The 11,828-nt window shown below is 60.0% G+C and carries 9 protein-coding genes; 3 read left to right on the top strand and 6 right to left on the bottom strand.

Going from position 1 to position 11,828, the window contains the following annotated elements:
• Positions 1-3: 3 nt before the first annotated feature.
• The gene (locus tag ACZ1JM_RS06110) at positions 4-702 is read right to left on the bottom strand and encodes an HAD-IA family hydrolase (RefSeq protein ID WP_465133951.1); all 699 of its coding nucleotides are present in this window, start codon (positions 700-702) and stop codon (positions 4-6) included.
• A gap of 59 nt (positions 703-761) precedes the next feature.
• Between ACZ1JM_RS06110 and glmU the strand changes: the two genes are divergently transcribed.
• Positions 762-2,129: a bifunctional UDP-N-acetylglucosamine diphosphorylase/glucosamine-1-phosphate N-acetyltransferase GlmU gene (gene glmU, locus ACZ1JM_RS06105; protein ID WP_465133950.1), complete on the top strand. Its 1,368-nt coding sequence runs from the start codon at positions 762-764 to the stop codon at positions 2,127-2,129.
• Positions 2,130-2,168: 39 nt separating this feature from the next.
• Here the strand turns inward: glmU and ACZ1JM_RS06100 are convergent, their stop codons facing one another.
• Complete coding sequence (locus ACZ1JM_RS06100) at positions 2,169-2,801, bottom strand: tetratricopeptide repeat protein (protein ID WP_465134994.1); 633 nt, start codon at positions 2,799-2,801, stop codon at positions 2,169-2,171.
• 431 nt (positions 2,802-3,232) lie between these two features.
• Here ACZ1JM_RS06100 and glmS point away from each other — a divergent pair, with 431 nt between their 5' ends.
• Entirely contained in the window at positions 3,233-5,056 is a 1,824-nt protein-coding gene (gene glmS, locus ACZ1JM_RS06095; RefSeq protein WP_465133949.1) for a glutamine--fructose-6-phosphate transaminase (isomerizing), read from the top strand.
• Positions 5,057-5,256: 200 nt separating this feature from the next.
• Positions 5,257-7,476 carry a putative bifunctional diguanylate cyclase/phosphodiesterase gene (locus ACZ1JM_RS06090; protein WP_465133948.1) on the top strand — a complete coding sequence of 740 codons (2,220 nt, stop codon included), beginning with the start codon at positions 5,257-5,259 and terminating at the stop codon, positions 7,474-7,476.
• Positions 7,477-7,489: 13 nt separating this feature from the next.
• Here the strand turns inward: ACZ1JM_RS06090 and ACZ1JM_RS06085 are convergent, their stop codons facing one another.
• Genes ACZ1JM_RS06085 through bioB form a run of 4 tightly spaced genes read right to left on the bottom strand, consistent with a single transcriptional unit; the run spans position 7,490 to position 11,782 of the window.
• Entirely contained in the window at positions 7,490-8,281 is a 792-nt protein-coding gene (locus tag ACZ1JM_RS06085; RefSeq protein WP_465133947.1) for a thioesterase family protein, read from the bottom strand.
• Positions 8,281-8,652, bottom strand: a complete 372-nt coding sequence (locus ACZ1JM_RS06080) for a tRNA-binding protein (RefSeq protein ID WP_465133946.1) — start codon at positions 8,650-8,652, stop codon at positions 8,281-8,283. The genes ACZ1JM_RS06085 and ACZ1JM_RS06080 overlap by 1 nt, the downstream gene beginning before the upstream one ends.
• A gap of 1 nt (position 8,653) precedes the next feature.
• Positions 8,654-10,675 carry an ATP-binding protein gene (locus ACZ1JM_RS06075; protein WP_465133945.1) on the bottom strand — a complete coding sequence of 674 codons (2,022 nt, stop codon included), beginning with the start codon at positions 10,673-10,675 and terminating at the stop codon, positions 8,654-8,656.
• 57 nt (positions 10,676-10,732) lie between these two features.
• Positions 10,733-11,782 carry a biotin synthase BioB gene (gene bioB / locus ACZ1JM_RS06070; RefSeq protein ID WP_465133944.1) on the bottom strand — a complete coding sequence of 350 codons (1,050 nt, stop codon included), beginning with the start codon at positions 11,780-11,782 and terminating at the stop codon, positions 10,733-10,735.
• Positions 11,783-11,828: the final 46 nt, after the last annotated feature.

The raw sequence follows: 11,828 nt of genomic DNA, 5'->3' as shown, positions 1-11,828 counted from the left end.
ATTTCAGCCCGAATACGCCCCTTGCCCCAGGCGTTCCAAGGTTGGAACCAACTCATCGAAATGAGAGATAACCGCTGCCGCGCCAAGTTCCTCCGCAGGAAGGTCGTTGAACCCAAAACGGACGGCTACGCAGGGCAGACCTGCAGCCTCGGCCGCCCGCGTATCATAGGTGGTGTCGCCGACATAAGCCGCTTTGCCGACGCTGGCACCGGCACGCTCCAACATGAGCTGAAGCAGATCGGGTCTGGGCTTGGCTTTCCCCGGGCCAAGAGTGTCGCCCCCGATGATGGTGTAGAACCTGTCGGAAAGACCCATCTGGTTGAAGATGCTGACGGCAAAGCGCTCCAGCTTGTTGGTCACCACCGCCAATCTGACGCCGCGCGATACCAGGCCATCGAGCATCTCCTCACCCCCCGGAAACAGACGCGTCTCGACGGCGATGTTGGCCTCGTAATATTTCAGCAGCGCCGTGTGCAGTTCCTCGAACCGGGCATCGTTCACCGTGCCCCCGGTTGCGGCCAGGGCGTTGGCCAGCATCTTTCGCGCACCACCGCCCACGAACCCCTTTACCTGCTGAACCGGGACAATATCCCTCCCCTCCAGATGGAGTGCGTGGTTCACGGCATTTGCCAGGTCGCCCAGGGTATCGAGCAGCGTTCCGTCGAGATCGAATCCGACGATGGTGAATGGAAATGGTGTCATCCCCATCGCAGTGACGACTTGATATGGAAACCGCAACAATTTGCTGGCAGGAGATTCGCATGAATGCTGCCAGCTCCCCCCTCGCCATCATCGTCCTCGCCGCCGGTAAGGGGACGCGCATGAAAAGCGATCTGCACAAGGTGCTGCATCCGATCGCGGGCCGGCCGATGCTTGATCACTTGCTGGCCAGCGCGGGTGAATTGAGCCCTCATCGCCAAGTCGTGGTGGCCGGCCATGGCCGCGATCAACTGGAAAAGGCCCTCGGCGAACGAGCGTCGATCGCGGTTCAGGACCCTCAACTTGGAACGGGCCACGCGGTCCAGCAAGCACAAAGTGAACTGGCCAACTTCGAGGGTGACGTTCTGATCCTATACGGGGACGTCCCTTTCGTGCGCCCTGACACGATGCGGGCGATGGTGGAACGCCTGAACGCTGACGACAAACCGGCCGTTGTCGTTCTCGGTTTCCAACCGGAAGATCCGCTCCAGTACGGCCGCGTTCTGGCCCACGAGGACGGCCGCATCGCGATGATGGTCGAATACAAGGATGCGACCAAAGAACAGCGGGCTTGCACGTTGTGCAATTCAGGCCTGATGGCCATCAAGTCTGCCGACTTGTTCGATCTGCTAGCCAAGGTCGGCAATGAGAATTCCCAAGGCGAATATTACCTCGTCGATATCGTGAATATCGCGACGCTCGAAGGCCGAGCCTGCGCGGTCATCGTTACGGACGATGCTGACGAGGTGGGCGGCATCAACAGCCGTGGCGAACTGGCCGAAGCCGAACAGCGCTGGCAGAAGAAGCGCCGCGTACAGGCAATGGCCGATGGGGTGACGCTGATAGCTCCCGAAACCGTGTTCTTCGCGTGGGATACGCAGCTGGGGCGCGACGTAACGGTGGAACCCAACGTCGTTTTCGGCCCTGGCGTCAAGGTTGCCGATGCAGTCGTAATTCACGCATTCTCACACCTTGAAGGCGCTACACTGGAAAGCGGCGTTACCGTAGGGCCTTACGCGCGTCTGCGCCCCGGCGCGGTGCTCAAGTCGGGATCGAAAGTCGGCAATTTCGTCGAAATGAAGAACGCGGTTCTGGGCGAAGGTGCCAAGGCCAATCACCTTACTTACCTTGGCGATGCGCAAATCGGCGCGAAGGCCAACATCGGGGCAGGCACAATCACCTGCAACTATGACGGCTATTTCAAACATCAAACCGTCATCGGCGAGCGTGCCTTTATCGGTTCGAACAGCTCGTTGATCGCGCCGATAAAGATCGGCGCCGACGCAATCGTGGCGGCGGGCAGCGCGGTTACGCGGGACGTTGCTGACGGGGAATTACGGCTCGTGCGGGGTGAACAACTGGTAAAACCCGGCTGGGCTGACAGCTTCCACGATGCCATGAAGAAGAAAAAGGCCGAGAAGGCGGGCTGAATAACCAACCCCTTGCCACGTTAAGCAGCGTAAAACACTTTACGATCCGATCGCTTTCCGTCGGGAGATATTGCCCAATTCCGCAGAAGCAATCACGCTTTTCGGATCGTATTGAAGCGACTGACGGTACAGTTTTTCAGCCTCATCGTAGTGCCCCATCGCGGCCTGATTGAAACCCATGCCGCGAAGGGCGCGCGCAGCAATCGCGGCATCGGGTCCGGATGTCGACTTGTCTACAACCGACCAGGCCCGGGCGAAATTATCGTAGCTTGCCTTCCAGTTACGCCGGGACTTGAACAGTTCTGCATATTCGTTGGCAAAATGGGCGTCACCCGGCGCCATGGTGGTGGCGCGCCCTAACTCCGCTTCCGCAAGATCGCCACGCCCGAGGTCGATCAGTGCATAACCCTTGCCGAAATGCGCCTCGCATATCGCCGGATCTACGGCAACCGAACTGCTATGAGCCGCGACATTCCCTGCCTGACAGAGTCGCGGACGGGTATCTTTGGTAAGACGCCTTTCGCTGCGGGCGATGACCGTATCGAACAGTTGTACGGCCTGTGCCTGTTTGCCGCGACGAATGAGATCGAACGCCTGCTTGACCTGCTTGCTCGTATCGATGGTCGCTTCTTTCTGCGTACCGGAATCGAAAGCGGCGGCCAGCAATATCACTGGTGCGGCAGAAACGGATGCCCCACCCTCCCCGGCTGACGGATTGGCATATGCTGTCCCTGCAAAGGCCAGGGAAAGCAGGGCGGAATACGCGATTCGTGCGCTCATCAATTTTCCTCTCCCGAAACATCCTGCCGCGCTGGTCTTTGCCAAGCCTCTTGAAAGGCCGATCGTCAAACAGTGTCCGTTAATAGTGTGAGAGTATCGATGCTGTGCAGTTTGGCAAGCCGCCTCGTCGCGGCTCGTACAACTTCACCGCAAGCGCTTTGATCCGAAAGGAAGAAGCAACCGAGAAGCGAGCGCGCTTTTCAACGCAAATCGTCTGGACGCCGGGTGTGGTCGGCTATATCGCGCCACCCAAATCAGCCGAGCGACCGTTTACCAGCGGCGCTCTCCGGCCCTATGTTTTCTCTCGCTAAGGCATATCCGCAATGTGTGGCATTATCGGCATCGTCGGCAAGGAACCCGTAGCAGACCGTTTGGTCGATGGTTTGAAGCGGATGGAATATCGCGGGTACGACAGTGCCGGCGTCTGCACGATTTTCGAAAGCCGCCTGGTCCGCCGCCGTGCGGAAGGCAAGCTCGTAAACCTGGTTGAGGTCTTGAAGGGAGACCCCGCGCCCGGCCTCACTGGCATCGCGCACACCCGCTGGGCCACGCACGGCGCACCCACCGCTGCCAATGCCCATCCGCACGCCACGTCCGAACTCGCCTTGGTCCACAACGGGATCATCGAGAACTTTAAGCCGCTTCGCGAAAGCCTCGAATCGCGCGGACGGACATTCGAGAGCCAGACGGATACGGAAGTCGTCGCCCACTTGGTTTCGGAACAAGTTGAAGCTGGCATGGAGCCGGAAGAGGCGGTCAAGCAGGTGCTGCCGCAGCTTCGCGGCGCGTTTGCACTGGCTATCGCGTTTCGTCGTTATCCCGACATGCTGATCGGGGCACGGCTCGGCTCGCCTTTGGTAGTCGGCTACGGCGAAGGCGAAACGTATCTTGGTTCGGATGCCTTGGCTCTCGCGCCGTTGACGCAGCGCATCACTTACCTCGAGGAAGGTGATTGGGTGGTCATCAGGCGGGAAGGCGCGCAGATCTACGATGCTCAGAACAACCGTGTCGAGCGTGAGATCGTTGCTTCGGGCGCATCCGCGGTGGAGATCGAAAAGGGCAACTACCGCCACTTCATGCAGAAGGAAATCTTCGAGCAGCCGACCGTCGTCGCCCAGACCCTGAAGTCCTATATTCGCCAGGTCGATCAGTCGATCGCCCTGCCCCAAATCGACTTCGACCTGTCCGCCATCCGACGCATCACCATCGTTGCATGTGGCACCAGCTATTATGCCGGAATGGTCGCCAAGTATTGGATCGAGACGTTCGCACGTCTGCCAGTCGACATCGATGTGGCATCCGAGTTCCGCTATCGAGACCCCGTGCTCGAAAATGGTGGGCTCGCGCTCTTTATCTCACAGTCTGGCGAGACCGCCGACACGCTGGCCGCATTGCGACACTGCAAGGCAGCCGGACAGACAATCGCCGTTGTCGTCAACGTCCCGACCAGTACCATGGCACGCGAAGCGGACCTGCTACTCCCCACTCATGCCGGCCCCGAAATCGGTGTCGCATCGACCAAAGCGTTTTCGTGCCAGCTGGCAGTGCTGGCTGCGCTCGCGGCTCACTTGGCCGTCAAACGCGGTCGTATGGACCGGTCGGACGAAGTTGCCGTGGTTCAGCACTTGCTCGAAACGCCGGCCAGCCTGAATGCGGCCCTGAACCATGACGAGGAGATCGCGACCATGGCGCACCTGATCGCCCCGGCGCGCGACGTTCTTTATCTGGGTCGCGGCCCGGACTTCCCGCTGGCTCTTGAGGGCGCACTCAAGCTCAAGGAAATCAGCTACATCCACGCCGAAGGTTATGCCTCAGGCGAGATGAAGCATGGGCCGATTGCGCTGATTGACGAAAACGTACCAGTGATCGTCCTTGCACCTTCGGGGCCGCTTTTCGAGAAGACGGTCAGCAACATGCAGGAAGTTCGGGCGCGTGGCGGAAAGGTCGTTCTGATTTCCGATGCTCAGGGTATCGCCGAAGCAGGTGACGGGTGCATTGCGACAATCGAAATGCCGCAAGTCCACCCACTTATTGCGCCGTTGGTCTATGCGGTGCCAGTCCAACTGCTGGCGTATCACGTCGCCTGCGTTAAGGGGACGGACGTGGATCAGCCCCGAAATCTCGCCAAGAGCGTAACTGTGGAATAGCTAACGTCTATGCCGGCCCACTTAACCTGCTGCTAATACTTGGCCGGTACCCTTGGCGAGTGAATGCAAGGACCCCCGCCACCAAGGCTCTGCCATCGGAGCTGACAGTTCTCGCCCTGCTTGGTCTGGCTGATCCGGCTGACGGAGACTGGGCGAGACTGCGCGGAATTCAGTTTGCAACCCTTAGGCGTTCCGCGCCCATGCGCACGGCCATGCAGGCTGCTGCCGCCCTTGCCACGTCCATGCTGCTAGTCGGAAAGACTGATCATCTCGCCATAGGTGCTTGGCTCATACTTGTCGGGATCACCGTGTGGTACGGTTGGCGGGTAGACCGATCTTTCGCTGATGCAGAGCGTAGGGATCTGACGCCTATCGAACGCCGCGCTCAGATGATCGTCCCCGTCACGAGTGGAATGACTTGGGCGCTCCCCCTGTTCGCCGTCGCATGGGTCAAGCCTCCAGGGGACGGTGTCCAGATATGGACCGTCCACGCCATGTTGATGGTGTCGTCCGTAATCCTGTTGCCGGCGATGCCAATAACCACGATCCTCTTTTCGATAATTGTCGGAGGCGCGGCGGCCGTCAGCTTTGCGCTCACTGCCAGCTATGAGATGGCGACAATAGCACTGCTGTTTCTTGGCATCGTTATGCTTGGTGCGATCGAGGGTGGCCGTCGCTATCTGGGAACTCAGATCGCACAGGCAGGCCTGGCCGAGAAGGACGAAGTCGTCTCTCTGCTGCTCCGTGAGTTTCAGGAAGGCCAGGCGGACTGGCTTTGGCAGATCGATACATCACGACGCGTCCGTTCCGTTTCACCACGCTTTGCCTTTGCGTTGGATCGCGACGCTGCCGACATCGAAGGGTTGCCGTTGATGCAGCTCATATCCGGGCAGGCTTGGGCAACAGGAGATTTTGCCGACAGCCTTCGGGATCTGGCCGACCGGCTGAAGCGCAGAGAGTACTTTTCCAGCCTTCTCGTGCAGGTGACGATCGGGCACCAGACGCGTTGGTGGGAGCTCTCGGGTACACCGCGGATAAGTGAGAACGGCGTATTCGACGGCTTTCGAGGTGTCGGATCGGATGTGACGGAAGCACGCGAAAACGCGGACAAGATAGCCTGGCTTGCCCGATACGATACGCTGACGGGCCTGCCCAACCGCGTAATGCTGACCGAAACGATGGCTGCCGCGCTGGCCTATGCGGAACGATGGCGCACGCGTTGCGCATTTTTGATGATCGATCTCGACCGATTCAAGGCGGTGAATGATACATTGGGTCACCACGTGGGCGATCAACTGCTTGCCCGTGTATCTGAACGCCTGAATGAGGAAATGACCTCGAACGAACTGTGTGGCCGTCTCGGCGGGGATGAATTCGCCATCGTGATCCGTGACGCTGCGGACACAAAGTACGTCGATGAAGTGGCCTCCCGCATCATACGTCGCTTGTCCCAACCGTACGATATCGATCATCATACGCTGTTTGTGGGAGCCTCCATTGGCTCTGCCATTGGGCCTCCCGATGGTTCGACAGTAGAGACGTTAATGCGCAACGCCGATCTCGCGCTATATCGCGCGAAGGATCTCGGCGGTAATACCCACCGCGTTTACGAGCCAGCGCTTCATGCTCATGCCGAAGAGCGGCGTCAGTTGGAATCCGCCCTGCGGCGGGCTTTGGAGCTCGAAGAATTCCACGTGGTTTATCAACCGGTAGTTGATGCTCAGACAGAGGGCATCGTGAGTTTCGAAGCACTTCTACGATGGCATAGCGTGGAGCATGGATCCATCAGCCCGGCAAAATTTGTCCCGCTGGCAGAGGATACCCGCCTGATTGTGCCCATTGGTGAATGGGTTCTGCGTCAAGCCTGCAGAGAGGCCATGAACTGGCCGACGCATGTCCGGGTTGCCGTCAACGTGTCCGGCGAACAACTGCTCGACGCGCATTTCGTAGCGAGCGTGGTGGGCGCGCTTTCATCCAGCGGCCTGCCTGCGAACCGCCTCGAGATCGAGGTTACGGAGAGCATATTCCTGCGGGACGCAACCCTCGCGCGCACGGCGCTTGAGCAGATAATGGCGCTGGGTTGCGGAGTGGCGCTGGATGATTTCGGCACTGGCTATTCCTCACTCGGCTATCTGCGCAAGCTACGCTTTTCGACGATCAAGGTGGATCGCTCCTTCGTTCAAGGGGCGGCCACCGGCAATCCCGAGAGCCTCGCGATCATACGCGCGGTCGTCGCTATGGCGGACAGCCTGGGCATGTCGACAACGGCAGAAGGCGCGGAGACCGAAAGACAGGTAGAGGTCATCCGCGAACTTGGGTGTCGCAAGATCCAGGGATATTTCTTCGGACGCCCGATGTCGGCCGAGCACGTCGAGACGCTGTTCCGTCGTCGCAGCCTGTCGACACCCAACGTGGCTTGAGTGCCTTCGCCGATCAGGCGAATAGCGCTACCGATTGCATACTGGCCATCATCGCGGATCCATCCATGTTCCAGATGCCTTCCACTTGGCTGGAGCAACCGTTCTCAGCGTAATCACTGATTGATCGGAGCAACCACCAGCCGTCTTTCGTAGTGGGAAGTGCGGTCAGGATCGACACCTGCCAGTGCATCGTCGACAAGGGGATCATACCCGATCCCAAAGCCAGAACCGCAGGTGGCAAGGCATCGCCGATCAACAGCAGTTCCACCAATGGATCAAGTGCGTCCCGGTCCCGGAGACGTACCCACCGCCAGATATCCGGCAGCGGCTTTTGGCCATCCTGAGGAAACGCCTCGCAGATATCCAGATGGTTCCGGATGAAAGCCGGCGTCCCTGAGGGAAACGACGTCACATGCGATCTTTCCGGTATGATCAACCCCGACGGCGGTGCTCGGTCATTCACTGACAACGAACTGGCGATGGCGCGCATGAAGACAAAGTTGGCGCTGAACGCCAAGCCCTTTTCGTCGTCAATCCGGGCGGATATCCAAGTAGCGTTCCGTCCCTGCCGTTCGATCCGTGCTGTAGCGCGAACGCGTCCAGCCACTGGTGCCATCATCGCCAGTTGCCCGGATCGCAAAGCGGGAAGGTCCGGCCCTCCGACCTGCTGCGCGACGGCCAGGCAAAGAGCTGAGGAAAAGCCGCCAAATGCCGTACGCCCCTGGTTCCACGTGTCAGGAACGTCGATTTCGATGCCGTCTGCTATTCTGTCAGCGTCAGCCAGCAATTGAGCAAACGAAGTCATTAGAACAGCCGGGCCCCGTTTGGTACCGCAGAGTCTGGCGAGAACAGCACCACCCGCCCCTCCTCGTCCGCGAATCCGACCGTCAATACTTCGGAAACCGCCTTGCCGATCTGGCGGGGCGGAAAGTTCACCACGGCAGCCACCTGCCTCCCCACCAGTTGGTCGGGTGAGTAGAGCGCAGCCACCTGGCCAACACTCTTCTTCTCACCGATACCCATTCCGAAATCGATGCGGAGACGATAGCTCGGCTTGCGCGCTCCTTCATGAACCTCTGCCGCGACGATGGTGCCAACGCGGATGTCGACCTTCAGGAATTCGTCGAAATCGATGGTTCCGCCTATCGGCTCGTCAGGATCATGGTCCAGATGCACGTCATTCCATCTCGAGGATAATAGCATCGACCGCAAGGCTGTCGCCGGCCTTTGCATTCAGCGATTTCACCGTTCCGGACTTTTCGGCGCGTAGGATATTTTCCATCTTCATGGCTTCCACCACCGCGAGAGGTTGTCCGGCTTCGACCTTATCGCCTTCGCCCACATGCAGCGCCACGAGCAAGCCCGGCATCGGACAGATAAGGAAGCGCGACAGATCTGGCGGGATCTTTTCGATCATGTGATCGGTGAGCGGAGCAATCCGGGTCGGCAGGCATGCGACCTTGTGAATGGCGCCGCGCGTCGTCATCTTGAAACCGGTGCGGGTGGTCTCGAGCTTGAGCGTCAGGTCTTCGCCATCGACCTCGGCATCGACGAAACGATCACCGGGAGTGTACTCCAGTTCGAGTTCCACTTCCTCGCCATTGACGGTCAGCAGGTCTTCATCGAGTTCAACCACAAAGGTAGCGCCGTCGATCGTGACCGTCCACTCACCCGGCGGGTCGAGCGGGGTGCCGAGTTGACCTTCGACACGGCGTGACCGGTCGGCCCGAGCCGTGGCAATGAACGCGGCGACGGCAGCCAGCTTGATCTTGAGATCATCCGATGCCGGCGCACCATGGAAGCCTTCGGGATATTCTTCCGCGATAAAGCCGGTCGTCAACTCACCCGAGCGGAAGCGGGGATGTTGCATGATCGCAGACACGAAGTCGATATTGTGGCCCAGCCCCTCGATCTCGAACGCGTCGAGCGCGGCGATCTGCTTATCAGCCGCTTCGTCCCGCGTTTCGCCCCAGGTGATCAGCTTGGCGATCATCGGGTCATAGAACATGGAGACTTCGCCGCCCTCATAGACGCCGTCGTCCACGCGCACGCCATCGACGCCGCGACGCCCATTGGCATCCTCGTCCTCGGTCCAGCCCTCGACCGGCGGATTGTAGCGCGCAAGACGTCCCGTGGACGGCAGGAAGCCACGATAGGGGTCTTCTGCATAGACGCGGTTTTCAATGGCCCAGCCATCGATCTTTACATCATCCTGCGTGATCGCCAGCTTCTCGCCAGCAGCCACGCGGATCATCTGCTCGACCAGATCAACTCCAGTGATCGCCTCGGTAACCGGGTGTTCCACCTGGAGCCGGGTGTTCATTTCGAGGAAATAGAAGCTCTCGCCGGTCGGGTCAGCACCAGAGACGATGAGTTCGACCGTGCCTGCCGAGTAGTAGCCCACCGCTCGCGACAAGGCGACACATTGCTCGCCCATCGCCTTGCGCATGGCCGGGGTCACGAAAGGCGATGGCGCTTCTTCGACGACCTTCTGGTGGCGGCGCTGGATGGAGCACTCACGCTCGTTCAGGTAAAGGATGTTGCCGTGCTTGTCGCCCAGGATCTGGATTTCGATGTGACGCGGATTGAGGATGAATTTCTCAATGAACACGCGATCGTCGCCGAAGGAATTCAGCCCTTCACGCTTTACGGCCTCAAATCCTTCGCGCACGTCCTGTTCACTGTAGGCGAGGCGCATGCCTTTGCCGCCGCCGCCAGCAGAGGCCTTCATCATCACCGGATACCCGATCTCACCGGAGATACGGACGGCATGCTCGGTATCCTCGATCTCTCCGACGAAGCCGGGAACGACGTTGACGCCCGCTTCCTTGGCCAGCTTCTTGGATTCGATCTTGTCACCCATCGCCGCGATGGCGTTTACGGGAGGGCCGATGAACTCGATTCCCTCGGCTGCGAGTGCCTCAGCGAACGACGTACGCTCGGACAGGAAGCCATAGCCGGGGTGGACGGCTTCAGCGCCGGTTTGCTTGCACGCGGCGATGATCTTGTCGGCGATCAGGTATGACTGAGCGGCAGGAGCCGGACCGATATGAACGGCTTCATCGGCCATCTGCACGAACGGCGCACGGGCATCAGCGTCGGAATATACCGCCACGGTCTGGATACCCATGCGACGCGCCGTCTTGATGACGCGGCAGGCGATCTCGCCCCGGTTCGCGATGAGGATTTTCTTGAACAACCCCGTACCCTCCAAAATTTCCGTCGCCGACCCGCGCGGGCCGCGTCTGATTCAAATCTATTCCGCAGCTTCCAGCTTCGCGCATCCCTTGGGCATTCGCTGGGCTTCCACCTGCTGCGGCGTCATTTCGATGGCCATCGGCTTGAGGCCAAGCCGCGCGAACATCGCCATGTCGCTGTCGTCACCGGCATTCGGCGCGGTGAGCAGCTTGTCGCCCGTGAAGATCGAGTTTGCGCCGGCCATGAAGCACATCGCCTGGGTCATCTCGGACATGGACTCGCGCCCTGCCGAAAGGCGCACCATGGAGCCCGGCATCGTGATGCGGGCCACGGCCACGGTGCGGACGAACTCAACATCGTCGATCTTGGCGAGCGGGGTATCGGCCAGCATGTCGCCCAGTACCGTGCCCTTGACCGGCACCAGCGCGTTCACCGGCACCGACTGGGGATGGTCCGGCAACGTAGCAAGCGTGTGAATGAAACCCACGCGATCGGCGCGGGTCTCACCCATGCCGACGATCCCGCCAGAGCACACGTTGATCCCCGCCATCCGCACATTGGACAGCGTGTCGAGACGGTCGTCCATGGTGCGCGTGGTGATCACCTGATCATAGCGCTCGGGCGAGGTATCGATGTTATGATTATAGTAATCGAGCCCCGCATCGCTCAACATGTCCGCCTGCTCCGGCGTCAGCATGCCCAGCGTCATGCAGGTTTCCATACCCATGGCGCGCACGCCTTTCACCATCTCGATGATGGCGGGCATGTCTCGATCCTTGGGGTTGCGCCAGGCCGCGCCCATGCAGAACCGCGTCGAGCCTTGGTCCGCCGCCTGCGCGGCACGTTGCAAGACTTGCTGAACTTCCATCAGCCTGGTCGCTTTCACCCCGCTGTCGGCCTTGACCGATTGCGAGCAATAACCGCAGTCCTCCACGCATCCGCCGGTCTTGATCGACAGCAGCGTGGACAGCTGAACCTCGTCCGCCTTATGGCTGGCGCGGTGAACTTCGGCCGCACGGAACACCAACTCGGTAAACGGCAGGTCGAAGAGCTGCGCGATCTCCTCACGGGTCCAGTCGGTACGGGCGGTTACGCAAGTATCAGTCATCGTCGTTCCTCAGCGGCCCTCATGGAGCATTGGCGCCATACCGGCG

The organism is Novosphingobium sp. BL-S-24, assembly GCF_055521575.1.
Note: the sequence above shows the minus strand (reverse complement) of the source record. Positions and strands in the feature narration are given on the sequence as shown.